This window comes from Bacillus sp. SIMBA_008, from assembly GCF_046535495.1.
In the GTDB taxonomy this organism is placed as follows: Bacteria; Bacillota; Bacilli; order Bacillales; family Bacillaceae; genus Bacillus; species Bacillus subtilis.
The window spans coordinates 731,302-757,986 of the sequence record NZ_JAWRWL010000002.1 but is presented as its reverse complement, the minus strand read 5'-3'; the positions used below and the strand labels follow the sequence as shown (position 1 = coordinate 757,986).

32 protein-coding genes and 1 riboswitch are annotated in these 26,685 nt (G+C 45.7%); of the genes, 18 read left to right on the top strand and 14 right to left on the bottom strand.

Going from position 1 to position 26,685, the window contains the following annotated elements:
• Nucleotides 1–72 precede the first annotated feature (72 nt).
• Both SB658_RS09430 and SB658_RS09425 read left to right on the top strand, forming a co-directional pair.
• A complete protein-coding gene (locus tag SB658_RS09430; protein ID WP_124059703.1) occupies nucleotides 73–759 on the top strand; it encodes a 2-phosphosulfolactate phosphatase in 687 nt (228 codons plus the stop codon).
• Nucleotides 756–1,514 (top strand): phosphosulfolactate synthase, encoded by a 759-nt coding sequence (locus SB658_RS09425; RefSeq protein WP_017696556.1) that lies wholly within the window; start codon nucleotides 756–758, stop codon nucleotides 1,512–1,514. The genes SB658_RS09430 and SB658_RS09425 overlap by 4 nt, the downstream gene beginning before the upstream one ends.
• A 44-nt stretch (nucleotides 1,515–1,558) precedes the next feature.
• Here SB658_RS09425 and SB658_RS09420 read toward each other — a convergent pair whose 3' ends face one another.
• From SB658_RS09420 to SB658_RS09390, 7 genes are all read right to left on the bottom strand, one after another.
• Entirely contained in the window at nucleotides 1,559–2,188 is a 630-nt protein-coding gene (locus SB658_RS09420; RefSeq protein ID WP_009966972.1) for a YitT family protein, read from the bottom strand.
• 95 nt (nucleotides 2,189–2,283) lie between these two features.
• Entirely contained in the window at nucleotides 2,284–3,399 is a 1,116-nt protein-coding gene (locus tag SB658_RS09415) for a mandelate racemase/muconate lactonizing enzyme family protein (protein ID WP_124059704.1), read from the bottom strand.
• A gap of 8 nt (nucleotides 3,400–3,407) precedes the next feature.
• Entirely contained in the window at nucleotides 3,408–4,676 is a 1,269-nt protein-coding gene (locus tag SB658_RS09410) for an MFS transporter (RefSeq protein ID WP_003233041.1), read from the bottom strand.
• A gap of 111 nt (nucleotides 4,677–4,787) precedes the next feature.
• The gene (locus SB658_RS09405) at nucleotides 4,788–5,636 is read right to left on the bottom strand and encodes a GNAT family N-acetyltransferase (protein WP_029726280.1); all 849 of its coding nucleotides are present in this window, start codon (nucleotides 5,634–5,636) and stop codon (nucleotides 4,788–4,790) included.
• Between the two features lie 5 nt (nucleotides 5,637–5,641).
• Nucleotides 5,642–6,091 (bottom strand): GNAT family N-acetyltransferase, encoded by a 450-nt coding sequence (locus tag SB658_RS09400; RefSeq protein ID WP_029726279.1) that lies wholly within the window; start codon nucleotides 6,089–6,091, stop codon nucleotides 5,642–5,644.
• Nucleotides 6,092–6,181: 90 nt separating this feature from the next.
• A complete protein-coding gene (locus tag SB658_RS09395) occupies nucleotides 6,182–8,020 on the bottom strand; it encodes a bifunctional homocysteine S-methyltransferase/methylenetetrahydrofolate reductase (protein WP_029726278.1) in 1,839 nt (612 codons plus the stop codon).
• Nucleotides 8,021–8,109: 89 nt separating this feature from the next.
• A riboswitch (SAM riboswitch) is annotated at nucleotides 8,110–8,227 on the bottom strand.
• A 106-nt stretch (nucleotides 8,228–8,333) separates the two neighbouring features.
• Entirely contained in the window at nucleotides 8,334–8,825 is a 492-nt protein-coding gene (locus tag SB658_RS09390) for a YajQ family cyclic di-GMP-binding protein (protein ID WP_003233034.1), read from the bottom strand.
• Nucleotides 8,826–8,923: 98 nt separating this feature from the next.
• On the opposite strand from SB658_RS09390, the gene SB658_RS09385 reads away from it, so the two are divergent.
• On the top strand, nucleotides 8,924–9,820 hold the full coding sequence (locus SB658_RS09385; RefSeq protein ID WP_010886474.1) for a CvfB family protein: 897 nt from the start codon (nucleotides 8,924–8,926) through the stop codon (nucleotides 9,818–9,820).
• 52 nt (nucleotides 9,821–9,872) lie between these two features.
• Here SB658_RS09385 and SB658_RS09380 read toward each other — a convergent pair whose 3' ends face one another.
• From SB658_RS09380 to SB658_RS09370, 3 genes are read right to left on the bottom strand one after another with little or no spacing between them, the layout of a single operon-like run.
• On the bottom strand, nucleotides 9,873–10,457 hold the full coding sequence (locus SB658_RS09380; protein ID WP_003244950.1) for a sporulation delaying protein family toxin: 585 nt from the start codon (nucleotides 10,455–10,457) through the stop codon (nucleotides 9,873–9,875).
• Nucleotides 10,454–11,383: a sporulation-delaying protein SdpB family protein gene (locus SB658_RS09375; RefSeq protein WP_003233028.1), complete on the bottom strand. Its 930-nt coding sequence runs from the start codon at nucleotides 11,381–11,383 to the stop codon at nucleotides 10,454–10,456. The genes SB658_RS09380 and SB658_RS09375 overlap by 4 nt, the downstream gene beginning before the upstream one ends.
• Nucleotides 11,368–11,904, bottom strand: a complete 537-nt coding sequence (locus tag SB658_RS09370; RefSeq protein WP_003245405.1) for an SdpA family antimicrobial peptide system protein — start codon at nucleotides 11,902–11,904, stop codon at nucleotides 11,368–11,370. The genes SB658_RS09375 and SB658_RS09370 overlap by 16 nt, the downstream gene beginning before the upstream one ends.
• A gap of 177 nt (nucleotides 11,905–12,081) precedes the next feature.
• Here SB658_RS09370 and SB658_RS09365 point away from each other — a divergent pair, with 177 nt between their 5' ends.
• From SB658_RS09365 to nprB, 4 genes are all read left to right on the top strand, one after another.
• The gene (locus tag SB658_RS09365) at nucleotides 12,082–12,429 is read left to right on the top strand and encodes a PadR family transcriptional regulator (RefSeq protein ID WP_003233025.1); all 348 of its coding nucleotides are present in this window, start codon (nucleotides 12,082–12,084) and stop codon (nucleotides 12,427–12,429) included.
• Complete coding sequence (locus tag SB658_RS09360; protein WP_003233023.1) at nucleotides 12,426–13,013, top strand: HAAS signaling domain-containing protein; 588 nt, start codon at nucleotides 12,426–12,428, stop codon at nucleotides 13,011–13,013. Before SB658_RS09365 ends, SB658_RS09360 begins: the two co-directional genes overlap by 4 nt.
• Nucleotides 13,014–13,032: 19 nt before the next feature.
• Complete coding sequence (locus tag SB658_RS09355; RefSeq protein WP_003233021.1) at nucleotides 13,033–13,326, top strand: DUF3784 domain-containing protein; 294 nt, start codon at nucleotides 13,033–13,035, stop codon at nucleotides 13,324–13,326.
• A gap of 135 nt (nucleotides 13,327–13,461) precedes the next feature.
• The gene (gene nprB, locus SB658_RS09350; protein WP_019712362.1) at nucleotides 13,462–15,078 is read left to right on the top strand and encodes a neutral protease NprB; all 1,617 of its coding nucleotides are present in this window, start codon (nucleotides 13,462–13,464) and stop codon (nucleotides 15,076–15,078) included.
• 46 nt (nucleotides 15,079–15,124) lie between these two features.
• Here the strand turns inward: nprB and SB658_RS09345 are convergent, their stop codons facing one another.
• A complete protein-coding gene (locus SB658_RS09345; protein WP_003245785.1) occupies nucleotides 15,125–15,976 on the bottom strand; it encodes a DegV family protein in 852 nt (283 codons plus the stop codon).
• A 137-nt stretch (nucleotides 15,977–16,113) separates the two neighbouring features.
• Here SB658_RS09345 and SB658_RS09340 point away from each other — a divergent pair, with 137 nt between their 5' ends.
• Together SB658_RS09340 and SB658_RS09335 are read left to right on the top strand one after the other, a co-directional pair.
• Nucleotides 16,114–16,956, top strand: a complete 843-nt coding sequence (locus SB658_RS09340) for a YitT family protein (protein WP_003245017.1) — start codon at nucleotides 16,114–16,116, stop codon at nucleotides 16,954–16,956.
• An 18-nt stretch (nucleotides 16,957–16,974) separates the two neighbouring features.
• The gene (locus SB658_RS09335; protein WP_014479419.1) at nucleotides 16,975–17,430 is read left to right on the top strand and encodes a BsuPI-related putative proteinase inhibitor; all 456 of its coding nucleotides are present in this window, start codon (nucleotides 16,975–16,977) and stop codon (nucleotides 17,428–17,430) included.
• 30 nt (nucleotides 17,431–17,460) lie between these two features.
• Here SB658_RS09335 and SB658_RS09330 read toward each other — a convergent pair whose 3' ends face one another.
• From SB658_RS09330 to yitU, 3 genes are all read right to left on the bottom strand, one after another.
• Nucleotides 17,461–17,658, bottom strand: coding sequence for a DUF3813 domain-containing protein (locus tag SB658_RS09330; RefSeq protein WP_003233010.1), 198 nt, complete (start codon nucleotides 17,656–17,658; stop codon nucleotides 17,461–17,463).
• The gene (locus SB658_RS09325) at nucleotides 17,659–17,811 is read right to left on the bottom strand and encodes a hypothetical protein (RefSeq protein WP_017695668.1); all 153 of its coding nucleotides are present in this window, start codon (nucleotides 17,809–17,811) and stop codon (nucleotides 17,659–17,661) included.
• Nucleotides 17,812–17,914: 103 nt separating this feature from the next.
• Nucleotides 17,915–18,727 carry a 5-amino-6-(5-phospho-D-ribitylamino)uracil phosphatase YitU gene (gene yitU / locus SB658_RS09320; protein ID WP_003233007.1) on the bottom strand — a complete coding sequence of 271 codons (813 nt, stop codon included), beginning with the start codon at nucleotides 18,725–18,727 and terminating at the stop codon, nucleotides 17,915–17,917.
• 120 nt (nucleotides 18,728–18,847) lie between these two features.
• Between yitU and SB658_RS09315 the strand changes: the two genes are divergently transcribed.
• The 9 genes from SB658_RS09315 (at nucleotide 18,848) to argD (ending at nucleotide 26,681) form a co-directional block, all read left to right on the top strand.
• Entirely contained in the window at nucleotides 18,848–19,615 is a 768-nt protein-coding gene (locus SB658_RS09315) for a prolyl oligopeptidase family serine peptidase (protein ID WP_003233006.1), read from the top strand.
• A 63-nt stretch (nucleotides 19,616–19,678) separates the two neighbouring features.
• Entirely contained in the window at nucleotides 19,679–19,987 is a 309-nt protein-coding gene (locus tag SB658_RS09310) for a metal-sulfur cluster assembly factor (RefSeq protein ID WP_003232998.1), read from the top strand.
• A gap of 64 nt (nucleotides 19,988–20,051) precedes the next feature.
• Nucleotides 20,052–20,222, top strand: a complete 171-nt coding sequence (locus SB658_RS09305) for a YqaE/Pmp3 family membrane protein (protein WP_003232996.1) — start codon at nucleotides 20,052–20,054, stop codon at nucleotides 20,220–20,222.
• A gap of 60 nt (nucleotides 20,223–20,282) precedes the next feature.
• Entirely contained in the window at nucleotides 20,283–21,713 is a 1,431-nt protein-coding gene (locus SB658_RS09300) for an FAD-binding oxidoreductase (protein WP_003232994.1), read from the top strand.
• Nucleotides 21,713–22,252: an MFS transporter gene (locus SB658_RS09295; protein WP_003232993.1), complete on the top strand. Its 540-nt coding sequence runs from the start codon at nucleotides 21,713–21,715 to the stop codon at nucleotides 22,250–22,252. The genes SB658_RS09300 and SB658_RS09295 overlap by 1 nt, the downstream gene beginning before the upstream one ends.
• A 206-nt stretch (nucleotides 22,253–22,458) precedes the next feature.
• Nucleotides 22,459–23,496, top strand: a complete 1,038-nt coding sequence (argC, locus tag SB658_RS09290) for an N-acetyl-gamma-glutamyl-phosphate reductase (protein WP_003232991.1) — start codon at nucleotides 22,459–22,461, stop codon at nucleotides 23,494–23,496.
• A gap of 19 nt (nucleotides 23,497–23,515) precedes the next feature.
• The gene (gene argJ / locus SB658_RS09285) at nucleotides 23,516–24,736 is read left to right on the top strand and encodes a bifunctional ornithine acetyltransferase/N-acetylglutamate synthase (protein ID WP_003232989.1); all 1,221 of its coding nucleotides are present in this window, start codon (nucleotides 23,516–23,518) and stop codon (nucleotides 24,734–24,736) included.
• A 14-nt stretch (nucleotides 24,737–24,750) separates the two neighbouring features.
• Nucleotides 24,751–25,527: an acetylglutamate kinase gene (gene argB, locus SB658_RS09280; RefSeq protein WP_003232987.1), complete on the top strand. Its 777-nt coding sequence runs from the start codon at nucleotides 24,751–24,753 to the stop codon at nucleotides 25,525–25,527.
• The gene (argD, locus tag SB658_RS09275) at nucleotides 25,524–26,681 is read left to right on the top strand and encodes an acetylornithine transaminase (RefSeq protein WP_003232985.1); all 1,158 of its coding nucleotides are present in this window, start codon (nucleotides 25,524–25,526) and stop codon (nucleotides 26,679–26,681) included. Before argB ends, argD begins: the two co-directional genes overlap by 4 nt.
• Nucleotides 26,682–26,685 lie beyond the last annotated feature (4 nt).

The window sequence follows — 26,685 nt, the reverse complement described above, 5'->3', positions numbered from 1 at the left end:
GGTGCGGAACCATTAAGAGCCCGGCTGAATATGCTTTTTAGCAAAATGGTTTTATGCCCAAGGAGAGGTAGTATGCCGATTGCCATTTATCAGGGGCATCATCATTCGCTTGCCCCGGCTGATATTAACATCGTCATTGATGTCATCAGAGCCTTTACGGTCGCCCATTATGCGTTTATCGGCGGGGCGAAAGAGATTTTGTTGGTCCGGACAGCTGATGAAGCCTTTGCGCTGAAAGACACCTATCCGGATTATGTATTGACGGGAGAGGAAAAGGGGGTCGGTATTAGCGGATTTGATTTAGATAATTCTCCAAAGCGCATGGCTGTGCAGAATATGGCGGATAAAAGCCTGATCCAGAAAACAACAAACGGCGTCACAGCAGCATTGGGGGCACTGAATGCAAAGCATCTGTTCGTAACTGGATTTTCCAATGCCAAAACAACGGCACAGCATGTGAAAAAGCTCGCCGAAAACGATTGTGTCATAAACATTGTGGCTTCCCATCCATCCGGTGATGACGATATGGCATGTGCGGAGTATATCAAAGGCATCATTGAAGGGACAAATGCGGTAACGGCTGCGGAGGCGATTCAAAGAATAAAACGCTCTTCTGTTGCGGAGAAGTTTTTTGACAGCCGCCAGCCATTATTTGATTCGGAAGACATCGTTTACTGTACAAAAGAACTGACGGGCGATTTTGTGATGAAAGTGAAACAAGATGGAGAAGTTCCAACGATAGAGAGGGTCATAATATGAATGATTTTTCACTAGAATTGCCAGTGAGAACAAACAAGCCGAGAGAAACCGGGCAGTCCATTTTAATTGATAACGGCTATCCCTTGCAATTTTTCAAAGATGTCATAGCCGGAGCGTCCGACTATATTGATTTTGTAAAATTCGGCTGGGGCACATCATTACTTACGAAAGATCTTGAAGAAAAAATCAGCACACTGAAAGAACATGACATTACATTTTTCTTTGGCGGCACACTGTTCGAAAAGTACGTAAGCCAGAAAAAAGTGAATGAATTTCATCGGTATTGCACCTATTTCGGCTGTGAATATATTGAGATCTCAAACGGTACGCTCCCGATGACAAATAAAGAGAAAGCGGCTTTCATTGCCGATTTTTCTGATGAATTTCTTGTGCTCAGTGAGGTGGGCAGCAAGGATGCGGAATTAGCAAGCCGGCAAAGCTCTGAGGAATGGCTTGAATATATCGTTGAGGATATGGAAGCGGGCGCGAAAAAAGTGATTACAGAAGCCAGAGAAAGCGGAACGGGAGGGATCTGTTCCAGCAGCGGCGATGTCAGATTTCAAATTGTTGACGACATCATTTCCTCGGATATTGATATCAACAGGCTGATTTTTGAAGCGCCTAACAAAACGCTTCAGCAAGGGTTTATTCAAAAAATCGGGCCGAATGTGAATCTGGCCAATATTCCATTTCATGATGCCATCGCGTTGGAAACGCTGCGTTTAGGGCTAAGATCCGATACCTTTTTTCTGTAAAACAGCGGCTGCGGGGCTCTCGTCGTGAAGAGAGCCTCTGCCTATTATTTTTTATGGCGGTACATAGGCGTGAGATAGGGAAGTGAGGTCAGACGGATGTTGTAGATGAAGTCGATGACTCTTGTCGATATCACTTGGCATATCAGGGCTTGAATGACAATGCCCCAGTCAATAATAGACGCGGTGACCATAAAAATGATGCAATTCATGATGAGCAGGATCGTACCAGGATTCCCGCCGCGGTAGATAGAAATCATCAGAGCAAGGGCTCCGAATCCTCCGTTCGAAATTTTATATTTGTATAAAAGTCCGATGCCGAGTCCCAATAACACTGCGCCGCTTGCCAGATCAAGCCACAGATTAGATGTGATATCCGGAAAAACCGCATCAAAGATCAATACCGAGACAGAGGTGACGGTGATAGAAGCGAGGGTGCCGGTGAATGTTCTCATCTCCAGCCATTTTAAAGCGGTAAAAAGCATTGATACATTCACAGCCCACACTGAAAATCCGTGGGGGATTTGAAACAGATAATGCAATAGCACCGCAATACCTGCTGCACCGCCTGTCGGAATATCATGCGGAAATAAAAACAAGGACATGCCGAGTCCTTGTAGTACGCCGCCTACGACAATCATAAACGTAAGTTTTGCTTTCATCAGCAGTTCAGCCATTAAGTCATTTGCTCCTTTATGAAAAGACTTGTCCGCTGTTTTCATTTTATGAGGCTGTCCATGATTTATGTCTCAAAATAAAGAAATGGCCCAGCTTAATATGCTGAGCCATCCCACTTGTAGCGATTGACGATCTCCTTATTGATCTCTGTTCCAATGCCTTTTCCTTTCGGGATATGGACCATTCCTTTTGAAGGCTGCAGGCTGACGAGATCTGTAAAAGGATTCTCCATGACGTCCCACTCGATCGGTTCAATGTGATCGTTCTTCATTTTAGACCATGGGGGCAGACAGGCTTGTGCAAATAAAGCATAGAGCCGTGAGAGCGATCCGTCATATGCATGGGCGGATGCTCTGACGCCAAAATAACGCGCGAGCTGGAGGCAGTCCCGAAACTCATCAATTCCGTTGACATGCATGACATCGGGCTGAATGATATCCAAACAGCGCTGTGAAAGAAGAGGCACATATTGCGCCGGGCCTTTCATATTTTCTCCGCCGGCAACAGGAACAGACAAACGGCTTCGAAGCATAGCGTAATCCTGCGGCTGATCAAAGGGCAAAGGCTCCTCAAGCCAGCCAATGTTCGTCCATTCGGAGAAATAGCGCTCCCATTTAAAAGCCGCAGCGGCATCGTAGCTTTGGTTTGCGTCCAGAATCATCGTAATGGAGCTGCCTGCTGTATGCTGCAGCGCATTGATGTGCCGGACATCCTCCTTGAATGAAGTCCCGCCAATTTTGACTTTGATTTGCTCAAACCCTTTTTTCAACTGGGCTTCAACATTGGAGACTGAGCGGCTGATCCATTGCGGGGAGTCTGAGTACGATTGAAAAGACGCGTACACAGGAATCTCCTCTCTGTATCGCCCGCCCCATAATTCGCAAACCGAACAATCCGCAGCTTTGGCTGCAATCTCTGTCAGCGCCATGCTTACAGCGGAGGCCGCCCTCTGGTGCCATTTTTGAATCGTGCGCACTAATGACAGGCGGCTGCCAGCCTGTTTTCCTAATAGAAACGGGATGATCCGCTTCGTAAAACCGACATGGAGAGCAGGGAGCCAATCAACGCATTCTCCCCAGCCGTCTATCCCGCTTTCGGTGATAATCCTGATGAGATAACAAGTCCGATATCGTTTAAACCCATTGGCATCTCCGTATGGCTTTTCTAATCGGTGAAATAGCGGAAAGGTTTCAATTTGTACAATTTTCACACTGGGTGCTACCTTTCCTCAGCGGGCTGGAGCCGATTGCCAGCCATTTTAGGGTCTTCTTTTTCTTTTGTTTCTTCATTGTTTTGCTTCACATGGATGAGCATCATCACAAGAATCCCGACAACGAGAGTCAATCCCGCGATGCTTAAAAACATGCCGGGTCTGGACCATTGCATCAGGCGGCCGAAAATCGGAGGACCGATCGCTACCCCTAAGAAACGTACAGAGCCGTACAGCGAGGTGACAAATCCCCGTCTTTCCTTGCCGACAGCCCCGGTAATAAAACTGTTCACACAAGGAAGGACAAGACCTGAGCCTATACTGCTCAGTACAAGAACACTGATAAAAAGGACAAGATTTTCAATGAATGACAGTGCCGCGTAGGATACGGTCATGAACGCCAATCCAAGTACGATCAGCTTTTTCATTAACGATTGCTTTTGCCCGATTTTGCTTCCTGTTGTATAGGACGTCACACACATAACCAAAAGCGGAATCGCTAAAATCAAGCCTTTTTTCACGCCGTCGGTGTCGTATGTTTTTTCAAGAACATCTGAGAGATAAAACAGGATGCCGAATAAAGTAAACAAACAGGTCGCACCGGCTAAATAAGCGGTAAACAGCCATCTGCCTTCATGTTTAAAGACACTTAACAGCCCTTTTGCATATTTTCCGATTGGTGGCGGTTCTTTTTCCTTTTTCTTTTCTTTAATAAAAATCCAAGTCAGTACGATCGAAATGATACAAAACACAGGAAAGGCAAAAAACGCGCCATACCAGACAAGCAGGGCGATCAGCGAGCCAATGATCGGCGATAGCACTTTCCCCATGCCGTTTGAAGCTTCAACAAGGCCGAGCACCTTGCTCTCCTGGGCGCCTTTAAACAGATCTCCCGTCAGTGCCATGGCAATTGGGCCGGTTCCGGCTGCCCCGATTCCCTGTAACGCTCGTCCTGCCATGACCCAAGGATAGGCATTGTCAAAAAAACCTGCCGCAAACCCGGCTAACAAACCGCCGGCACCATACAAAATTAAGCAGGGAATAATGATGACTTTCCTTGAGAATCGGTCTGCGAGATAACCGACAATCGGAATCGCAAATGCTGCAATCAAGGAAAATACTGTGATCACGAGACTGACTTGAAATTGTGATAAATGAAGTTCAGATTTCATTTTTGGCAAAATCGGAATAAGCATCGAGTTTCCTAGGGTTAATATTAAAGGGATTGAACCGATTGCCACAATCGTCATTCCGTTATTTTGTTTTGATGATTCCATCTCAGAGCACACTCCTTTTCTTCTGCTTAGAATGTCCCTGATGGCTTCGTTTATTCAGCGATCAGACAGCAAAAAACCGAACAGAAGATACCTGTTCGGGAAAAAAGAGGGTTAACCGAGAGCCTGTGAAATCAAAGCATATAAGTGTCCATTTTGAATAGGCGCTTTTTTCTGATAGAACAAAATCGGAGGTTCATCATCTTTATGAAATCCCATTTCTATCAGGCTGTCATGCAGAGACGTGTGTTCACTCGGTATATCGATTCGCATCGGCCCTTGTTTGCCGGCCGCCAGCCTTGTAATTATCTGTGCTGCAACATCTGATGATGGAGCGATGATAGGGCCGAATTTCAAATTGGCCGGTGTCTGTACAGAAAGTCCGTAGCCAATGAGCTGTCCGTCCTGATTTCTGGCGATGATACATTCGCATGAAGCAGAAATAAGCTGCTGCAAAAGGTTTGATCGATCTCCGCCAAAGGCAGCCAGATCCGCCGCGGTTAAGTCGTGAAAGTCTTGTTCTCTAAAGGATGTCAGTTCAGCATCAAGCTTTTTTGTATAAGGTTGAAAACTGTGACAGCTGTACTTTCGCACTGAACCTGCCGTATGAAAACCTGCTTTTTCATAAAGCGGCAAACCTTCTTTTGTGGCGCAAAGCCTGATGGCGGTGTTTTCATCCGTTTGGGTAATACAGGCGTTTACCATACGCCGGCCAAGACCGAGCCGTTGATATTCTTTGTCAACGATCACGAGGCCGATAGAAGCAAGCCGGCCAAACAAAAACAAGCCGATGCAGGAAATAATATCACCGCTGACATTTTGATAGCCGAAAAAGCGTCCTTGCTGGACAAGCAGTGCCAGCTCTTGTTCGCCGTAATCCGGCCACCCGGCTTGCCTGCAAAGCCGCAATAGACTAGGGATATGTTCTTCATGAAGCTTAATCAGCTCATCGATTACCCTCATACAGATCACCTGCTTGTTTCGAGTTTTTTATACATGATGATATGTGTGCCTATGCCGGGAATCTCAAACGGTTCGCCGAGTTCTTCCCAGCCAAGCTTTGAATAGTAGCCTTTCACATGGCTTCTGGCATTGCACCAGACTGCCTGAACGCCGTTCTTTGCCAGTTTCTCTTCCGCGTGTTTGATCAGCGTGCTCCCGCCTTTTTGATCACGATATCCTTCAAGCGTTGCCATGCCTCTCAGCCGATATGCTGGGGATTCTGTTATTAATGGCTGATTTTGCGGGGAAAAAGAAGCGATGCTGATCAGCTTTCCTTCAAAAAACGCGCCGAGATGAAAGGAGCCTTTTGCATGATCCTCTTCATATTTGCATTGTTCAATGGATTGATGGGGACGCAGAATGCGGTGCCGAATTTCATATGTATCTTCCGCGGAAATGGTTTTGACTTCGAGCATAATGTTCCTCCTCATGACTGTTTTTCTATATCGTAACACGAATCCCGTTGAAAAAGACCGCCCGATTGGATCAGACAGTCTTTTAAGGGATTAATGCAAAAAGATATTTTGGCGCTGCTCATCTTTTTGCTGAATATATGAAGTGAGCTCAGCGGTTAAGTCAGATCTGAGGAAAGGCGTTATCAAGTAGATGCCGTTAAACAGCTCGCATGCCGTATCCAGCAGGGAGCGTGCAATTGCAAGGCCTTCCGCCTTTTGCTTTTCTTTATCTTCACCGGCATGGGCCATTTTTTCGCGAATCGTATCAGACAGCTTAATGCCGGGAATTTCATTATGGATGAATTCGGCATTCCGGCTGCTTGTCAGCGGCATGATGCCGATATAGATCGGCGTCTTCAGATGTTTTGTTTCGTTATGGATATCGACAAGCTGCTGCTCGGAATAGACAGGCTGAGAAACAAAATAATCTGCGCCGCAATCTATTTTTTTCTCAAGCCGTTTTACCGCTTTATCCAGATGGCGGACGTTAGGATTAAATGCGGCGGCAACTGAGAAATTCGTTTTCTTGCCGAGCGGTTTTCCAGACAGAGACAGACCTTCATTGAATTGTTTGATCAGCCTGATTAAATCAAAAGATGTTAAATCATATACAGACGTCGCACCAGGAAAATCCCCGATTTTAGAAGGGTCACCTGTAATAGCAAGCACGTCATTCAGCCCTAGCGTATCAAGGCCCATTAAATGTGACTGTAAGCCGATAATGTTACGGTCACGGCACGTAATATGGACAAGGGAACGCATATCGAGCTGCTGCTTGACAAGGGCACCGCAGGCAACATTGCTGATCCGCGGGGTCGCCAAAGAATTGTCGGCGAGTGTCAGGGCATCGATTCCCGCTTCTTTTAATTCAGCAGCAGCGGACAGAAATTTGTCAAAGCTCAGTTTTTTCGGCGGGTCCAGTTCTACGATAATAGAGCGTTTTTTCGCTGCGATCTCATCCAGGCCGGGCTCGGTTCGCTCGTGATGAACAGAAATGAATTCTTTGGCCCGGGTTTTGACTTCTTTTTCCGTAATCGGAGCCAGTCCGCCAACTGCTTCCGCCATCGCCCTGATGTGATTCGGCGTTGTGCCGCAGCAGCCGCCGATAATCCGCGCACCTTGCTTACGGAATTCTGACGCGCTGTTTTGAAAATACGTGCCGTCTGTTTCATAGACGAGCCGTCCCTCTTCAAGCGAAGGAAGACTGCTGTTCGGATAAACGGATAAGAATACGTCATCAAAAATTGGCACTTCGCTAAGCGCTTCAATCATGTGATAAGGCCCGAGCCGGCAGTTAATGCCGACGATATCAGCCCCGAGATCCGCAATCGATCGCAATGCTTCAGAAAGAGGTGTTCCGTCCTGCAATACGCCTTGCTCGTGCATGGAGACATTGAGCATTATCGGAAGATCAGTCTCTTTGCGCGCGATTTTCAGCACTTCACGGGCTTCTTCCAAATCATAATATGTTTCTAACAGCAAGCCATCCGGCTCTTCATGCAGCAGCAGATACAGCTGCTCGCGGAAGCTGCGCTTAATTTCGTCAAGACTGTACGCGTTTTTATTAAATGTGCGTATGCCGCCCATCGTTCCAAGCACGTATGCATCGCCTGCTGAAGCCCGCGCGATCTTTACGGCCTCCTGATTCATTTTTTTGATGTCATCCTCAAGCCCGTGTCTGGATAATTTAATATAGTTGGCCCCGTACGTATTCGTTTGAATAATGTTGGCTCCCGCTTCAACGTACGCTTTATGTATGCGCTGAATTTCCTCCGGCTTTGAAATATTGAGCTCCTCAAAACACCTGTCAATGCCATAGGAGTAGAGGAGCGTCCCCATGGCGCCGTCACCGATTAACACCTGTCTTTGCAAATCTTCTAAAAGTCCCATTGTCTGCCTCCTTTATTCACATCAGCAAGGAAAAAAGAGAAATAAAAAAAGTCCTCTTAAGAAGAAGACTTTGTCAGTGATTTTGTCTCTTCTTATCTTCCAAGCTGTTCGAGCTTGCTGGATTTAGCACCTTGGTCATGGCTGATCGCCATTACACCGGTTGCTGAAGCTTCGTCGGGCCAGTCCCTCTGCTTCTCTTGATAAGAACGGATATGAAATTTTCGTGTCAGGAAGTGCCAAAAGATATCTGGCGTTTTTCCCTTTCTCCAAATTTACCGAAAATAAAGACAATAATCAATAGGAATCAGAAAATTTATCTGAAATTTATAAATTGAACGTCAATTGGCAGATCTGCTCCCCGTACAGCTGAGATAATCTGCTGCAGGTCATCTTTGTTTTTTCCGGTGACACGCACTTGATCATCCTGCACCTGAGACTTTACTTTCAGTCCGGAGTTTTTGATGATCGTATTGATTTTTTTTGCGTTGTCCTTGTCAATGCCTTGAACAAGCTTTGCACGCTGGCGCACCGTTCCGCCTGACGCGTTTTCAACCTTGCCGTAATCAATGTTTTTTGTCGGTACGTTTCGTTTAATCAATTTGCTGACCAGCACATCTTTCAGCTGGCTTAATTTGAATTCGTCATCGGAAACGAGGACCAGCTCCTCTTTATCTAAAGAAATGTCGCTTTTGCTGCCTTTAAAGTCATATCGGGTACTGATTTCCTTCAGTGCGATTTGGATTGCGTTTTGCACTTCAGGCAATTCCACCTTGGATACAATATCAAATGAACTTTCTTTTGCCATATGAAAACCTCCATAACATTTAACTTATGTGTTGATTATAGTAGAATAAAGAGAAACTTCCAACAGAACAAAGAATCAATTTGTGATGATTGGAAAAAATGTTAACAAAATCCGCAGAGAATAAGCGGAACAGGAAGGACGATAGCATGAGACCAGGGCAGCAATTAACCTTGAGTATAGATCACCAAACCGACTTCGGTTACTTTTTAACCGATGGGGAAGATACGATTCTCTTACATAACAGTGAAATGACTGAGGATATCGAGGACAGAGACGAAGTAGAAGTCTTTATATACGTAGACCAGCAGGAAAGGCTTGCGGCCACGATGAAAATTCCGATCATCAGCGCGGATGAATATGGCTGGGTTGAAGTGGTGGATAAAGTGGAAGATATGGGCGTTTTCGTTGATGTCGGTTTATCGAAGGACGCACTAGTCGCAACTGAGCATTTGCCGCCGTACGAAGATGTCTGGCCGCAAAAAGGGGACAAACTTTACTGTATGCTGAAGGTGACGAACCGGGGGCGCATGTTTGCGAAACCAGCGCCGGAAGATATCATCAGCGAACTGTTTACCGACGCTTCAGAAGATCTGATGAATAAAGAGCTGACAGGTACGGTGTACAGGCTGATCGCATCGGGTTCATTCGTGATCACGGATGACGGTATCCGCTGTTTTATTCACCCGTCAGAAAGAAAAGAGGAGCCAAGACTGGGTTCAAGAGTCACAGGCCGGGTGATTCAAGTGAAAGAAGACGGTTCAGTCAACTTGTCGCTGCTTCCGAGAAAACAGGATGCAATGTCAGTTGATGCTGAGTGCATTCTAACGTATATGAGAATGAGAAACGGTGCCATGCCGTACAGTGACAAAAGCCAGCCTGACGATATCAGAGAACGTTTTAATATGAGCAAAGCCGCCTTTAAACGCGCGCTGGGCCATTTGATGAAAAACGGAAAAGTGTATCAGGAAAATGGATGGACATACGAGAAAAAATAGCATGAAAACGGCTCGCCTGCAGCAGACTGCGGAGCGAGCCGTTTTTTTATGTCTAGTTTAATTCATCAACCAGCGTTCTGATTGCCATTTCGCGATCCACATTGTCTGAAATCGCAATCGGCGTAATATCAATGGCGAGAATGATCAGAATCAGGGCACCTGCTGCAGCAACATAAGAAACATAATAGAAATAGTTAGCGGTATCAACAGTGTTGACAAGCTCGGCCTGAACTCTGGATGTATCATCCTTAGAAGCGGCGATTTCCTTTGCAGCTTCTACTTTTTCTTCAACGATTTGACCTGCTTTTTTCAGCAGTTCATCCACTTTCAATGCATCTTTGCTGTAAACAGCTTTCTTCAGGTTATCAAAAAAGTCAGCATCCTCTTTTTTAATATCAGCGACAACCTGATTGGCAAAAGCCTTTGCCTGTTTTGTGTTGAGTTTGTCTGTCATCGCTTTATTAAAGACCTCTGGAAGCTGTTTGCCAACTTCCCCTTGGGCAAACACAAAGCCTTTAAAAATTTCCTCACCTGAATACTCAAGCTGCTTTGCCTGTGCCACACTTTCTTGCTGCTTCACCAAAAACACAGTCGTCACCAATACAACCGACAAAAATACTAGAAACGCCTTCTTCAAACTGAAACCTCTCCCTTCTTGTGTTTTTTATTCCACAACAGTCTGCGAATATATGTAAATTGAATCGTGGAATCGATAGGAGTGAGATACAATATCAAAATGCCGGCCATGATAATCGAAAAACTGATGAGGCCCAGCATGACTGCAAAAATCTCATGCATAAAAACAGCGATGATCAAAATCAATCTCCAATGCTTCTTCGGCGCAAACAGTGCCGCGAAGATGACAATTTGAACCAGCAGCGTCCCCCATGTCGGAATCACCACGAACGGACTTGTTACAATTGGCTTCGTTAACGCCTGAAAAAAGCCGTTGAAGCCAATGGTTTTTTCCTGGGCGAAATAATAGACGGCCGTTCCGTCCACCCATTCCTGCTGAGATAGCTTAGCGACGGTAGAGTGAAAATAAAGCACCGCCACTTGGATTCTGATCACAAAATAAGAAATAAAAGCTGTTATTTTTCCAAGTGTTCTTTTGCCCTCTATAGGTCTCGTACTCCAATGCCATTTTCTCGGATCGGTCAGCGTGATGGGAAGCAATAAAAAGGTCATGACTGCTGCTGCCTGCTCGCCTCCGTCGATGACGATCAGCGATGACTGCAGGCTGTAACTGACATACCAATGCAGAACCCCGGTGATTCTGGGGCGCCAGCCAATGACAACAAGCACCAGAATGGCAATGCAGACCCATCTGAAAAGATTTAACATCATATAGTTATTTTCGCCGAGACAAAAGAGACTGAGATTCATTTTACAAGCTGGATAGCTGCTGATCCCGCTGGCTGGCTTCATAATGAGGCTCGGGTGATTGATGAGCAGCGTCAGCAGGCTGGATAGCGCAATGATGCTTCGCGCGAGGCCATATACATTTGTCCACGGGTTTCTTTCGTCCCATCTGGTGATGGTCTGTTTTATGTTTTCGAGCATGAGATCACAACCTTGACTATGCTTTTTACCTGATAAGACGAAGGGGTATATTTAGAATAGCTCCAAGGAACAATATCCTCTTTCGTCAAATAGTAGCTGCCACAAAGCAGCGGGCGGGGAGCGGGTGTTTTTAATTGCACGGTTTTGGCTTTGCTTTTGCATGCGCCGAGGTCCTTTTCTTTACATGCTGTCCACTGTTCCTTGCCGACTTGGCTGTAGATCACGCCCATTTCAACGCCTTGTGACCGCCCATACCGATACAGGCCGAATAGGTTGTCAGCCCTCATATTGGGCCATCTGACCTTGGCGCTGGCATTTTCAGCCTCATATAAGCCGATTGCAGTATCACGCGGATTTTTGCTAAAAAAGCCCCAGCCCTGAGGGAGGATGCTGGACATGAGAAATTTGGAGTCCTTTGTCAGCGGAATCGGGGTTGTCCCTAAGCTGCCAATAATAGAAAACAGAAATAGCGAACCCCAAAGGATTGAAAAAATGACAAAAAATGATATCGATTTCTGCATTCGACTGCTCCTTTTAACCTGAAGAATCGTTTTTACACTTTTCATAATATAAAAACATTTATGTAATAAAAAGGTTAAAAAGTATGAGAAATTCCATTTTTGTTAAAAGGAAAAACAGGACATTTTACACTGCTATATGTGATTGATATATAGTGTTTTTTTCGATATATTTAAACCATGAAAACGAATCAAGTTAATGACCGCTGGATTGTTCAATTTCGAAAAGGGATTTTCGAGCTGGCCATCCTATCCCTACTGCATTCTAAACCGATGTACGGTTATGAGCTGACGTCATCCTTAAAAACCACCTCGGCTCTGGCTATTTCAGAGGGAGCGATTTATCCGATTCTGAAACGTATGACCGAGAAGGGATGGATCGAATTTTTTTGGGAAGATTCACTGGACGGCCCGAAAAGAAAGTATTACAAAATGACACAAAAAGGAGAAGAAATGTTAAAAGAACGGCTGGAGAAATACCTGGAAACCCATCAAGCCTTACTGTCTTTATCGGGGGATTTGCTATGAATGGACAGCTTATCATTGACCGATACATGGAGGAACTAAATGCAGAGCTGGAGAATATGCCTGATGTAGAGAGAGAAAACGCTATCGACGAATTAAAGGGGCATATCACCGCTTTCGTTCAAGACAGAATCAAAGCCGGCCTTAGTGAAGAGGAACTGCAGGAAGCTGTTGAATCTGAATTTTCTCATCCGAAGGAGCTTGCCGAATTGATGATGGGTGATGGGGGAGAGACGAAAAGGAGGAGGTCTTTATTGGGCAAAAGCTGGCTTTCGGTCCTTCTCATTGTCACGATTATCGCCCTGCCGCTGCTGCCGTCCGACTTCAGACATCTGCCGCTGGCTGTTTATTTAATGGTGCTCGCCGGATATGTATGGAAGCGGAAAAAATTGATGATGTTTGCAGGTGTCAGAAAAAACAAAATGCGCTCTCAAAAGGAGATTGTTACGATTTCGCGAGTCGGTGCGGTTTATCTGCTGTTTTTAGCAGTGGTGCTTCTTTTGAGCCCGTTCCTCAATGCGCTTGTCGTCCTGCTGCTGATTGCAGTAAGCTGCGCCGCTTTTTTTCTTTTTCTTAACATCAAGTAATCTTGTAGGAGGCTGTAAGATGGAAATCAGCATCAATTATCTATTAATTGTCATCGCGCTTTTATTCTTTGTGGTTGCCTATTTTGTCGGAATCAAAAAACAAACCTGGATGCTGGCTGGGTTTAACGAGGCGCGTATACGGGATAAAGACCGGCTGGCCAGAATAGCAGGCTACTTTTTCTTGAATTCCGGTTTGTTCATTTTGCTGAATAGTTTTATCTCATTTCAAGGTCAGGAGCAGCTCATACCTCCGCTTATACTGGCATATGGAGCAGGGGTTATTATTTATGTCAATAAAAAATTAGTAGAGTAGAAAAAGAAGGGCAGAGCGAAATATCTCTGCCCTTCTTTTTTGGGAAAATAAGAACGAAGCACCACATACAAGTTTTTGTATTTTTGATAGGATGAAGAAAAATGGTAGATTCCAAAATAGGAAGGATGTGGTGTTTTGCGCAACCTGACCAAGACATCTCTATTACTGGCCGGCTTATGCACGGCGGCCCAAATGGTTTTTGTAACACATGCCTCAGCTGATCAAAGCATCAAATACGACCATACGTATCAAACCCCTTCATACATCATCGAAAAGTCACCGCAGAAGCCGGTACAAAACACAACCCAGAAAGAATCGCTATTTTCCTATCTTGACAAGCATCAAACGCAGTTTAAGCTCAAAGGGAATGCGAACAGCCATTTTCGTGTTTCGAAAACCATAAAGGATCCAAAGACAAAACAAACGTTTTTTAAATTAACGGAGGTTTACAAAGGAATTCCGATTTACGGCTTTGAACAAGCGGTCGCGATGAAGGAAAACAAACAAGTGAAAAGTTTCTTTGGAAAGGTGCATCCGCAAATCAAGGACGTCTCCATCACACCGTCTATTTCTGAGAAAAAAGCAATACATGCAGCAAGGCGTGAGCTCGAGGCTTCCATTGGAAAAATCGAATATCTTGATGGGGAACCAAAAGGCGAATTATATATCTATCCACACGACGGTGAATATGATCTCGCCTACCTTGTGAGACTCTCGACATCTGAACCTGAGCCTGGCTATTGGCATTATTTCATCGATGCCAAAAACGGAAAGGTCATTGAGTCCTTTAATGCCATTCATGAAACGGCAGGTACAGGAATCGGCGTATCAGGTGATGAAAAAAGCTTTGACGTCAGAGAACAAAATGGGCGCTTTTATTTGGCTGACGAAACAAGGGGAAAAGGGATCAATACATTTGACGCGAAGAACCTGAACGAAACCTTGTTTACGCTTTTGTCTCAACTGATCGGGTATACGGGCAAAGAAATAGTCAGCAGCACGTCCGTATTTAATGAACCTGCGGCTGTAGACGCACACGCAAATGCGCAAGCCGTTTACGATTATTACAGCAAGACATTTGGCCGTGATTCTTTTGATCAAAACGGAGCAAGGATTACGTCTACCGTGCATGTCGGCAAACAATGGAACAATGCTGCGTGGAACGGTGTCCAGATGGTATACGGGGATGGAGACGGTTCGAAATTTAAGCCGCTGTCTGGATCGCTCGACATTGTCGCGCATGAAATCACACACGCAGTCACACAGTATTCCGCCGGTCTTTTATATCAAGGAGAACCCGGTGCATTAAATGAGTCCATTTCTGACATTATGGGCGCGATGGCTGACCGTGATGATTGGGAGATCGGCGAAGATGTCTATACTCCTGGTATTGCAGGAGATTCATTGCGGTCATTGGAGGACCCATCTAAGCAGGGAAATCCAGATCATTACTCGAACCGCTACACAGGAACAGAGGATTATGGCGGAGTCCATATCAATTCGTCCATTCACAATAAAGCAGCTTATCTTCTTGCAGAAGGAGGCGTGCACCACGGTGTACAGGTTGAAGGGATTGGGCGTGAAGCAAGTGAACAAATTTACTATCGGGCTTTAACATATTATGTAACGGCATCTACAGATTTCAGCATGATGAAGCAAGCGGCGATTGAAGCTGCCAATGATTTATACGGTGAAGGCTCAAAGCAATCAGTTTCAGTCGAAAAGGCGTATGAGGCTGTCGGCATTCTATGAGCAAACAAAAACAGTCAGGACACAGAGTCTGACTGTTTTTGTTTGCTCATTTTCTTAAAAAGAATATCGCCAATGTACCTGGGCCGGCATGCGAGCCGATTGCTGAACTGATTGGATGCATAATGATTTCTTTCGGCTTGAACGCTTCCTCAATCAGGTGTTTCATGTCCGTGGCTTTTTCTTTGTTCGCGGCGTAGCTAATCCCGACGGTTTGATTGCTCCAATCATCCCCGCGCTCTTTCATAAGCTCGATGATCCGTTTGAAAAGTTTCTTCTGTCCGCGGATTTTTTCCAGAGGCACAAGCTTGCCGTCCTCCATCTGAAGCAGCGGTTTAATATTCAACAGGCCGCCGACAAAAGCGGACGTTTTGGATATCCGGCCGCCCCTCGCGAGATATGTTAAATCATCAACGGTAAAAATGTGTTCAAGCTGGCTGCAAAAGTTCTTTACAGACGTTTCAATTTCTTGTATTGTATTCCCGTTGATACAGAGATCGGCAGCATGCCGGACAGCCAGACCGTATCCTAATGAAGCGCATTTGGAATCAATGACCCGCAAATCGAAATCGGGGAATTCCTCCTTCACTTCATTGGCGATCATTACAGCTGTCTGATACGTGCCGGAGAGACCTGAGGAAAAGGCAATGTAAAGAGCGGGATCACCTGTTTCGGCATATTGCAAAAACACATTTTTAATTGTTTGCGGTGAGGCTTGGGATGTCTTAGGCGTTTCTCCATTTTGCATCGCTTCAAATATTTGATCCGCATGAATTGTGACTGCATCTTCGAATTCTTTATCGCCGAGAGAAACCCTGAGCGGAATAAAGCCAATGCCTTTTTCTTCAAAATAAGAACGAGGCAAATCAGTGGCGCTGTCAGCGATGAGATGAACTGTCATATTGCTTCCCTTCTTTCCGTTATCGCTCGTTATCATGAGAGTTAAGCCAACTATATCATATTAATTTGCCAAAATCGTGTTCAAATATTTGTTTTAAGGGAAAACATAATAAAGAAGAAAGAGCGGAGGAACATGCCATGGTACTAGATCAAACAAAAAAATTACTCATCGTCATCATCGGCGCTTTACTCAATGCTGCCGGGCTGAACTTATTTTTGATACCTGCAGATGTATATGCCAGCGGATTTACAGGTGTTGCCCAGCTTTTATCAAGCGTCGTTGATCAATATGCCCCCTTTTACATATCGACGGGAACGCTCTTGTTCCTCTTAAACATTCCAGTCGGTATTTTAGGATGGCTGAAGGTCGGCAAATCGTTTACAGTGTACAGCATTTTAAGTGTCGCACTCACTACTCTGTTTATGGGGATCCTGCCGGAAACAAGCCTGTCACATGACATTTTGCTGAACGCGGTGTTCGGCGGCGTCATTTCCGCAGTCGGTATCGGCTTAACATTAAAATACGGAGCTTCGACAGGCGGGCTTGATATCGTCGCCATGGTGCTTGCAAAGTGGAAGGATAAACCCGTCGGCACGTATTTCTTCATTCTGAACGGGATTATCATCTTGACGGCAGGATTATTGCAAGGTTGGGAGAAAGCATTATATACCCTGGTTACACTATATGTGACAACGAGGGTGATCGACGCCATTCACACTCGCCACATGAAGCTTACGGCAATGATTGTGACGAAAAAAGCGGACGAAATCAAGGAAGCCATTTACGGAAAAATGGTGCGCGGCATCACAACTGTTCCGGCAAAAGGAGCTTTTACGAACGAACAGAAAGAAATGATGATTATCGTCATCACGAGGTATGAACTGTACGATTTAGAAAAGATCGTCAAAGAAGTTGATCCGAAAGCATTTACGAACATTGTTCAAACGACAGGGATTTTTGGTTTCTTTAGAAAAGACTGACGAAAGCAGGTGGAAGTCGTGAAACGGCTGCTTGTGATGCTCCTCCCCGTGCTGCTTTTGATAGGCTGCGGGAAAGATGAGCAGACAGAACCCGATAAGGAGGTATCAGGCGGAATGGAGAATCAAGAGGTTGTTTTATCTATTGACGCAATTCAGGAGCCTGAACAAATCAAGTTTAACATGTCGCTGAAGAACCAAAGCGAACGTGCTATTGAGTTTCAATTCAGCACAGGGCAAAAATTTGAACTTGTCGTGTATGATTCTGAGCACAAAGAAAGATACCGTTATTCGAAAGACAAAATGTTTACGCAGGCTTTTCAAAACCTGACGCTTGAATCCGGAGAAACATATGATTTCTCTGATGTGTGGAAGGAAGTCCCTGAGCCCGGAACCTATGAGGTAAAGGTGACATTTAAGGGCAGGGCGGAAAATCTTAAGCAGGTTCAGGCTGTTCAGCAGTTTGAAGTCAAATAAGAGGCTATGGCGAGTCGCCATAGCCTTTTTTTATTGCAGTTTGTCCAGCTGATTCTGAAATTGATGCAGCTGGCGACGTTCCGCATCTGTCGAATTGGCATACGCAGAAGATACAGCATTTTTGGCTCTCAGAATCGCTTGCTCCTGATCGCCTTCCTCAAAGCCGTTTGTCACCATGACCGCCTGTTGAACAAATGATTTTGCCTGCTGAAACAGTTCATTTCTCATTTAATATTCAACCTGGCTTTCGGCCGAGTCTCGTGCCGCGGCATGCTGGTGAGCTTCTTCTAAAGTAGACCGATATGGAAATCTTGCGGCGTGTAGCCCGATGGAGTCTTTACCCTGCTGAATAAACCTTCTGGATTTGCTTCGTTTACCCATTTTGAGACTGCCCCCTTCCATACTTTGACGAGATGAGTCGTCTTCAATAGTATGGTGGGGTAAAGTAAGGTTTATGAGTGGGAAAAATTAATACGGGCCTTCTTTAAAGTGAGAAATATTCTTTCAAAAACCTTGCCACGCCGTCCTCTTCATTTGTAGCCGTTGTTCGGTTGGCAATCTGTTTGACCGCGTCAATTCCATTTCCCATTGCAACGCCGCAGCCTGCAAATTCAAGCATTTCCAAATCGTTATCCTCATCCCCGAAAGCAATGATCCGCTCCCTCGGCACGCCGTAATAATCGCTGATTTTCTGCAGGCCGACCGCTTTATTCATGCCGCTTTTGATAATTTCAATGACATGCCACGGAGCGGCCCATCTTCTATGGTCGATTACCTCGGCATGCACATCCGATAAATATGAGCGTATTGCCGGCACATCCTCTTCTTTTGCATGTATGAGTACAGACGTCACATCTTCACCGAGATTTTCCCGCAAGTCTCCGACTGTTACATTTGTTGTGTTCATGTTAAAGGCATCTATCAGGTGCTCATCATGGTAATGAAAGTATACGTCGTCAATCACTTCAGCAAGCACGTTATGTACGTTGTAGCTCTCGCTGATATCCACGAGCTGTTTGACAACATCAAGCGGCAGTGACGTATGATACCGTCCCCAGCTGTCGTCTTGCGGATGATGGACAAATGCTCCGTTAAAATTGACAATTGGCGTTGTCAGCTCCATCTGCTGGTAGTACATGGAACTTGAACGATACGGACGGCCTGTTGAGATGCAGACATAATGCCCGTCATCTTTTAGGCGCTGTATCGTATGAAGGGTGTTTTCAGATATGGTTTTATCATCCTTTAATAATGTTCCATCTAAATCTAATGCGATTAAATAGGGTTTTGTCTCCATGAAAAGCTCCTTTAACCTTAGATTTTGCTTGTTTTGCCTTACTTACAGTGTAGCTTTTTACCATCTTTATTGTCTACATGTTACACTTATGATTATGGTTATCCTAAGGAGGGGCACATTGTGATACAAATTGAGAATCAAACCGTTTCCGGTATTCCGTTTTTACATATTGTAAAGGAAGAGAACAGGCACCGCGCTGTTCCTCTCGTGATCTTTATACATGGTTTTACAAGCGCGAAGGAACACAACCTTCATATTGCTTATCTGCTTGCGGAGAAGGGTTTTAGAGCCGTTCTGCCGGAGGCTTTGCACCATGGGGAACGGGGAGAAGAAATGGCTGTTGAAGAGCTGGCGGGGCATTTTTGGGATATCGTCCTCAACGAGATTGAAGAGATCGGCGTACTTAAAAACCATTTTGAAAAAGAGGGCCTGATAGACGGCGGCCGCATCGGTCTCGCAGGCACGTCAATGGGCGGCATCACAACGCTTGGCGCTTTGACTGCATATGATTGGATAAAAGCCGGCGTCAGCCTGATGGGAAGCCCGAATTACGTGGAGCTGTTTCAGCAGCAGATTGACCATATTCAATCTCAGGGCATTGAAATCGATGTGCCGGAAGAGAAGGTACAGCAGCTGATGAAACGTCTCGAGTTGCGGGATCTCAGCCTTCAGCCGGAGAAACTGCAACAGCGCCCGCTTTTATTTTGGCACGGCGCAAAAGATAAAGTTGTGCCTTACGCGCCGACCCGGAAATTTTATGACACGATTAAATCCCATTACAGCGAGCAGCCGGAACGCCTGCAATTTATCGGAGATGAAAACGCTGACCATAAAGTCCCGCGGGCAGCTGTGTTAAAAACGATTGAATGGTTTGAAACGTACTTATAAAGCACTAAGTTATTAACAAGAGCTGAATTTACGTTATACTGTAGAAAAAAGGAGTGAGGGAACGTGGAAGAAGCATTAAAAGAAAACATCATGGGCGCCCTGGAACAGGTTGTCGATCCTGAGCTTGGCGTTGATATCGTGAACCTCGGCTTGGTATATGACGTTGATATGGATGAAGATGGCTTGACGCACATCACCATGACGCTAACATCAATGGGATGCCCTTTAGCGCCGATTATCGTGGATGAGGTGAAAAAAGCATTAGCGGACCTTCCTGAAGTGAAAGACACAGAGGTTCACATTGTATGGAATCCGCCTTGGACTAGGGATAAAATGTCCAGATACGCAAAAATTGCGCTTGGCATTCAATAAAACAAAAAAGGACAGCCTGACATGTGAGGCTGTCCTTTTTTACAGCTGAAAGGAGTGAAAGGAAATGATGTACCTGCTGGCAGTTTTATGCCCGCCGCTTGCTGTTTTGTTTTCGGGAAAACCGTTTCAGGCCTTGCTGAATCTCATATTGACCTGTATCTTTTGGCTGCCGGGCGCGATTCACGCCTGCTTTATCGTCGCCGACCGCCGTGCCGAAAAACGGGCAAGAAGATAATTTGGAAAAATGAGGACGCAGTCATGGTATAATGGTCATAAAAACAGCAGGGAGAGCACTATGAAAAAGAAATTGCTTGCATTCGCGCTTTGTACTGGCGCGTATGCGGCCCTGTTTGCGTACTCTGTGAACTCAGAGCAAAAAACAGCCACAAGCGAGATGACGGATGTCAGCCGCCTGATGCCTGTAAAAATAAAGCAGACAGTGAAAGGGCAGGAAGAGGAAATGCTCATTGACACAGTCAAAGAGGCAAATCGAAAAAACATAAAAATTTCAATCGCCGGGGCCCAGCACTCCATGGGCGGCCATACATATTATGAGGACGGCATCGTTCTCGACATGACGGGCTACAACAAAATCCTGTCACTCGATCAAGAGAAGAAAACCATCAGGGTGCAAAGCGGTGCAACGTGGAATGATATCCAGAAATACGTGAATCCATACGGACTCGCGGTAAAAGTCATGCAGTCACAAAACATTTTTACAATCGGCGGATCTCTCAGCGCAAATGCACACGGACGTGATATTCGCTACGGCTCGCTAATTGATACAGTCAAATCATTCCGGCTTTTAAAAGCTGACGGGATGATTATCACTGTCACTCCAAAAGATGATTTGTTTACGGCGGTCATCGGAGGGTACGGCCTTTTTGGCGTGATTCTTGATGTAACGCTTGAGCTGACAGATGATGAGCTGTATGTCATGAAGACAGAAAAAATGAATTACAGCACATACTCAGACTATTTTTCAAAGCATGTAAAAGGAAATCCAGATGTCCGAATGCATCTGGCGCGAATTTCAACAGCGAAAAAAGGATTTCTGAAAGACATGTATGTCACGAATTACGTATTGGCTAATCATCAGGATCAGCTGTCCTCATACAGCGAACTTAAAGAAGACGAGTATACGGGAGCCACAAAGTTTGCACTCGGCTTGTCAAGACGGTATGAATGGGGGAGGAATTGGCTGTGGGACACACAGCAATCCTATTTCCTGAGCCAGAACGGCACAGAGATTTCACGCAATAACGTCATGCGGTCCGAATCAAAGTTTCTTGAGTATGAAAACAATGACAACACAGATGTTTTGCAAGAATACTTTGTGCCCGTGAAGGAGTATGGGTCCTATATTGATGACCTGAGACAAACGCTGTCGGACGAAGATCTGAACCTGCTGAACATTACGATCCGCTACGTGCAGAAAAATGAAAAGGCCGACCTTTCCTATGCGAAGGACGATATGTTTTCGCTCGTACTATTAATAAACGAGGGCTTTTCAAAAGAAGACCAGGCAGATACCGCCCGAATCATCAGGCGCATGACAGACGTTGCCATCAAGCACGGCGGCAGCTATTATCTGCCTTATATGACCTACCAGACAAAAGCGCAAATGAGACAGGCATATCCGAAAAGTGAAGCGTTTTTTCAGAAAAAACGAACCTATGACCCGGATGAGCGCTTTATGAATTACTTTTATCAGAGGTATAAATAATGGGGAAAAACAAATTAAAATGGCTGACATTATCACAAAGCAGCGTGTTTTTCGCAAGCAGCTTAATCTTTCCGTTTTATATTCTGTTTGTGAAAAATATCGGCTCAAGCTACACACAGTTCGGTTTTTCCTACGGATTGTTCGGGTTGAGCGGAGCGCTTATTTACCCGCTCCTCGGACGGCTGTCTGAAAGGTTTGACAGCCGTTATTTTCTGCTTCTGAACTCGTGGGGGATGGCTGTTCTGCTTTTATATGTCCCGCATATCGGAAGCGTCGTTCAAGTGTATATCGTCCAAGTGCTGTTAGGGCTCTTTGGAGCGATGCAAAAGCATGGAGAAAAAGTGCTGATCGCTAATTTTACAGACAGTGGAGAGCGTGGAAAGAAGATCGGGAATTACCATTTTTGGACAGCTGTCTTTTCAGCAGCAGCCATTATGCTCGGGGGCTTTCTCGCTGACTTTTTCACAGTGCAAATGATTTTTTATGCAAGCTCTATTCTATATTTTTTGAGTGGATTGATGATGATGAAAACAGGCTGACGCGGTCAGCCTGTTTTTTTATGCGGCTGAAATGCGGCACCGCATCAACGTTTTTGTGCTGGAGTCGTGCTGATTTTTTTTGAGCGGAATTCCCATTGAACAGAAAATTTATAAATGAATAAAAATATTAAATATACGATTGAATTAATTTTTATTCATGTTATAATGTTAAATAATTTCACAAAGACCAAGAGGGTGAACTTGTTTTGAAAATAGGAATTGTAGGTGCTACAGGATATGGAGGCACCGAACTTGTCAGGATTCTTTCGCATCATCCTCATGCAGAGGAATGCATACTTTATTCATCCAGCGGAGAAGGGAATGTCTATAGCGAGGGTTATCCTCATCTTACCGGCTTAGCGGATCAGCAGCTGAAGCCGATTGATATGAATACGATCAAACACGAAATAGATATCATGTTTCTCGCTGCGCCGCCCGGAGTATCAAGTGAATTGACTCCAAAGCTGGCAGACGCGGGAATTCCGGTTATTGATCTGTCAGGTGATCTGAGGATAAAAGAACCGGCTGAATATGAAAAATGGTATAAACGGACAGCGGCACCGAAGGCGGTGATTCAAGAGGCGGTATACGGTCTGGCAGAACTGAATCAACTGCAAATTCAACAGGCGAAACTCATTGCCAATCCAGGCTGTTTTCCAACAGCTGTTTTGCTTGGCCTCGCGCCATTGGCTCAAAAGAAACTGCTCGATGAATCTTTCGTTATCGTTGACGCGAAGACCGGTGTTTCCGGAGCGGGAAGAAAAGCATCCATGGGAACTCATTTTTCTGAGCTGAACGACAATTTTAAAATTTATAAAGTCAATGAACATCAGCACACGCCGGAAATTGAGCAGGCGCTGAATGAATGGCAGCCAGGTCTCGGGCCCATTACATTTTCGGCTCACTTGGTTCCGATGACAAGGGGCATCATGGCGACGATGTATACCAGATTAACCTGTGACCTAACCGCAGATGACCTGCATGATTTATATTCGGAATTTTACCAAGATTCATATTTTGTGAGAGTGAGGCCAAAAGGTCAGTACCCGCAAACGAAAGAAGTGTACGGCAGCAATTTCTGTGATATCGCCGTGACCCTCGATGAGAGAACGAACAGAGTCACGATCGTCTCGGTAATCGATAATTTAATGAAGGGTGCCGCCGGTCAGGCAGTGCAAAACTTTAATTTGATGAATGGCTGGAATGAAGAAACTGGACTCACCATCACGCCAATTTATCCATAGAACGGGAGAGAATCGAACCATGATTCAGTTAAGTGAAGATCAAATTGTAAAAGTAACAGGTGATGTATCCTCGCCAAAAGGGTTTCAGGCAAAGGGTGTGCATTGCGGACTGCGCTACTCGAAAAAAGACCTCGGCGTCATTATCAGCGAGACACCGGCCGTGAGTGCAGCAGTTTATACCCAAAGCCACTTTCAGGCTGCTCCGATCAAAGTGACACAAGACAGCTTAAAGCACGGACCGACACTGAAAGCCGTCATCGTCAACAGCGCCATTGCCAACGCCTGCACGGGAGAACAGGGCTTAAAGGACGCATACACAATGCGGGAGAGCTTTGCTTCACAGCTTGGCATTGAGCCGGAGCTTGTCGCTGTTTCATCAACGGGTGTCATCGGCGAGCATTTAGACATGGAAAAAATCCACGCGGGGATCGAACTGCTGAAAGAAACACCTGCGGGATCAGGCGATTTTGAGGAAGCGATTTTAACAACTGATACGGTGATCAAGCAGACGTGCTATGAACTGGCAATCGGCGGCAAAACAGTCACGATCGGCGGAGCGGCCAAAGGCTCTGGGATGATACACCCGAACATGGCCACGATGCTGGGATTTGTGACAACTGACGCGGCAATCGAAGAAAAAGCGCTGCAAAAGGCGCTTCGGGAAATCACTGACGTTTCATTTAACCAAATCACAGTTGACGGAGAAACATCCACGAACGACATGGTATTAGTTATGGCGAATGGCTGCGCCGAAAACGAGTGCCTGACAGAAGACCATCCAGACTGGCCGGTCTTTAAAAAAGCGCTCTTGCTCACTTGTGAGGATCTAGCTAAAGAGATTGCCAGAGACGGAGAAGGCGCGACAAAACTAATTGAAGCCCAAGTACAGGGAGCGAAAAACAATCTTGATGCAAACGTCATTGCCAAAAAGATTGTCGGCTCAAATCTTGTAAAAACGGCAGTATACGGAACAGATGCCAACTGGGGGCGGATCATCGGAGCCATCGGACACTCCGCAGCACAGGTGACGGCAGAAGAAGTAGAGGTTTATCTTGGCGGCCAATGCCTGTTTAAGAATAACGAACCTCAGCCATTCTCTGAATCTATCGCCAAGGAATACCTTGAAGGAGATGAAATCACCATTGTCATCAAGATGGCTGAAGGGGACGGAAACGGGAGAGCGTGGGGCTGTGACCTGACCTATGACTATATCAAAATTAACGCGAGCTATCGCACGTAATAAAGGGGAGCGAAATGAAGAAAACAATCGTTTTTAAATGCGGGGGAAGCGTCATCCGTGAGCTGTCGGAGGAATTTTATCAAAATCTGAAAGAGCTGAGGGCGTCAGGCTGGAAGCTGGCAATCGTACATGGCGGGGGACCGGAAATCACAAATATGCTGAAACGGTTAAATATCAAGACAGAGTTTTCGGGCGGACAGAGGAAAACAACGAAGCCGGTGCTGGAAGTGGCGGAAATGGTTTTATCCGGTTCTGTCAATAAATTTTTCGTTGCTGAGCTTGCCAAACACGGACTGCGAGCCGCGGGCATTTCTGGTAAGGATGGCGGTCTTTTGGAGGCTGATTATCTAGATCCGGAAACATACGGAGAAGTGGGAGAAATCAAAAAAGTCGATGCGTCCATGGTGAACGCGCTGATGGAAAATGGCATCATCCCCGTTATTGCGCCGCTGTCTATGACAAGCGACTGCAAAACGCTGAATGTAAATGCTGATCTGGCTGCTTCAGCAGTCGCCGGAGCGCTTGAAGCCGATAAGCTGATGTTCGTCACGGATGTCGATGGAATCATGAAGGAAAAGCAGCGTCTGGACGTCCTGACCCCTAAGGAGATTCAGATGCTGATCAAGCAGGAAGTGATCACAGGAGGGATGATCCCGAAGGTCAATTCAGCCTTGTCAGCTTTATCAGATCAGGTGTCTGAAGTCATGATCGTAAACGGTAAAGGATCATTCTTCGCAGAACAAACCTTTCAAGGGACAAAAATTGTCAAAGCAAAGGAGGCTGTTTCATGAGCAGCTTGTTTCAAACCTACGGCCGTTGGGATATTGACATCAAAAAAGCAAAGGGAACGTACGTTGAGGATCAAAACGGCAAAACGTACCTTGATTTCATTCAGGGGATTGCGGTATCAAATCTAGGACACTGCCATGAAGCGGTGACAGAGGCAGTCAAAAAACAGCTTGACAGCGTATGGCACGTATCCAACCTGTTTCAAAACAGTCTCCAAGAGCAAGCGGCGCAGAAGCTGGCAGCGCATAGTGCGGGAGATCTTGTCTTTTTCTGCAACAGCGGCGCGGAGGCGAATGAAGGTGCGATAAAGCTTGCCAGAAAAGCAACTGGAAAAACAAAAATCATCACTTTTCTTCAGTCGTTCCATGGCCGCACGTATGCAGGGATGGCTGCGACCGGACAGGATAAAATCAAAACAGGCTTCGGCCCGATGCTTGGAGGCTTTCACTACCTGCCATACAATGATCCTTCTGCTTTTAAAGCTCTTGGGGAGGAAGGCGATATTGCCGCGGTGATGCTTGAAACAGTGCAGGGAGAAGGAGGAGTCAATCCGGCGAGTGCTGAATTTTTATCAGCCGTACAGTCGTTTTGCAAGGAAAAGCAAGCCCTTCTCATTATTGATGAAATCCAGACCGGCATCGGACGGACGGGAAAAGGCTTCGCATATGAGCACTTCGGACTCTCACCGGATATCATCACAGTCGCCAAAGGATTGGGAAACGGCTTTCCGGTCGGCGCTGTCATCGGAAAGAAACAGCTTGGAGAAGCGTTTACCCCTGGTTCTCACGGAACGACTTTCGGAGGAAACATGCTGGCGATGGCTGCTGTGAATGCCACATTGCAAATTGTATTCCAGCCTGACTTTTTGCAAGAGGCTGCTGACAAAGGGGCGTTTTTAAAAGAACAGCTTGAGGCAGAGCTAAAGAGCCCTTTTGTTAAACAAATCCGAGGTAAAGGATTAATGCTTGGAATTGAGTGTGATGGCCCGGTTGCTGACATTATTGCTGAATTGCAGACATTAGGCTTGCTTGTATTGCCGGCCGGCCCGAACGTGATTCGGCTGCTGCCGCCGCTCACCGTGACTAAGGATGAAATAGCAGAAGCCGTCAGCAAGCTGAAACAGGCAATCGCTCATCATTCCGCTGTAAACCAGTGATTTT

Bases quoted from the DNA above. Each gene is read 5' to 3' on its own strand.
- SB658_RS09430 (WP_124059703.1), top strand. From the start codon at position 73: ATGCCGATTGCCATTTATCAGGGGCATCATCATTCGCTTGCCCCGGCT.
- SB658_RS09425 (WP_017696556.1), top strand. From the start codon at position 756: ATGAATGATTTTTCACTAGAATTGCCAGTGAGAACAAACAAGCCGAGA.
- SB658_RS09420 (WP_009966972.1), bottom strand. From the start codon at position 2,188: ATGGCTGAACTGCTGATGAAAGCAAAACTTACGTTTATGATTGTCGTA.
- SB658_RS09410 (WP_003233041.1), bottom strand. From the start codon at position 4,676: ATGGAATCATCAAAACAAAATAACGGAATGACGATTGTGGCAATCGGT.
- SB658_RS09405 (WP_029726280.1), bottom strand. From the start codon at position 5,636: ATGAGGGTAATCGATGAGCTGATTAAGCTTCATGAAGAACATATCCCT.
- SB658_RS09400 (WP_029726279.1), bottom strand. From the start codon at position 6,091: ATGCTCGAAGTCAAAACCATTTCCGCGGAAGATACATATGAAATTCGG.
- SB658_RS09395 (WP_029726278.1), bottom strand. From the start codon at position 8,020: ATGGGACTTTTAGAAGATTTGCAAAGACAGGTGTTAATCGGTGACGGC.
- SB658_RS09390 (WP_003233034.1), bottom strand. From the start codon at position 8,825: ATGGCAAAAGAAAGTTCATTTGATATTGTATCCAAGGTGGAATTGCCT.
- SB658_RS09385 (WP_010886474.1), top strand. From the start codon at position 8,924: ATGTTAACAAAATCCGCAGAGAATAAGCGGAACAGGAAGGACGATAGC.
- SB658_RS09375 (WP_003233028.1), bottom strand. From the start codon at position 11,383: ATGCTCGAAAACATAAAACAGACCATCACCAGATGGGACGAAAGAAAC.
- SB658_RS09370 (WP_003245405.1), bottom strand. From the start codon at position 11,904: ATGCAGAAATCGATATCATTTTTTGTCATTTTTTCAATCCTTTGGGGT.
- SB658_RS09365 (WP_003233025.1), top strand. From the start codon at position 12,082: ATGAAAACGAATCAAGTTAATGACCGCTGGATTGTTCAATTTCGAAAA.
- SB658_RS09360 (WP_003233023.1), top strand. From the start codon at position 12,426: ATGAATGGACAGCTTATCATTGACCGATACATGGAGGAACTAAATGCA.
- SB658_RS09355 (WP_003233021.1), top strand. From the start codon at position 13,033: ATGGAAATCAGCATCAATTATCTATTAATTGTCATCGCGCTTTTATTC.
- SB658_RS09345 (WP_003245785.1), bottom strand. From the start codon at position 15,976: ATGACAGTTCATCTCATCGCTGACAGCGCCACTGATTTGCCTCGTTCT.
- SB658_RS09340 (WP_003245017.1), top strand. From the start codon at position 16,114: ATGGTACTAGATCAAACAAAAAAATTACTCATCGTCATCATCGGCGCT.
- SB658_RS09330 (WP_003233010.1), bottom strand. From the start codon at position 17,658: ATGAGAAATGAACTGTTTCAGCAGGCAAAATCATTTGTTCAACAGGCG.
- SB658_RS09325 (WP_017695668.1), bottom strand. From the start codon at position 17,811: ATGGGTAAACGAAGCAAATCCAGAAGGTTTATTCAGCAGGGTAAAGAC.
- yitU (WP_003233007.1), bottom strand. From the start codon at position 18,727: ATGGAGACAAAACCCTATTTAATCGCATTAGATTTAGATGGAACATTA.
- SB658_RS09305 (WP_003232996.1), top strand. From the start codon at position 20,052: ATGATGTACCTGCTGGCAGTTTTATGCCCGCCGCTTGCTGTTTTGTTT.
- SB658_RS09300 (WP_003232994.1), top strand. From the start codon at position 20,283: ATGAAAAAGAAATTGCTTGCATTCGCGCTTTGTACTGGCGCGTATGCG.
- SB658_RS09295 (WP_003232993.1), top strand. From the start codon at position 21,713: ATGGGGAAAAACAAATTAAAATGGCTGACATTATCACAAAGCAGCGTG.
- argJ (WP_003232989.1), top strand. From the start codon at position 23,516: ATGATTCAGTTAAGTGAAGATCAAATTGTAAAAGTAACAGGTGATGTA.
- argB (WP_003232987.1), top strand. From the start codon at position 24,751: ATGAAGAAAACAATCGTTTTTAAATGCGGGGGAAGCGTCATCCGTGAG.
- argD (WP_003232985.1), top strand. From the start codon at position 25,524: ATGAGCAGCTTGTTTCAAACCTACGGCCGTTGGGATATTGACATCAAA.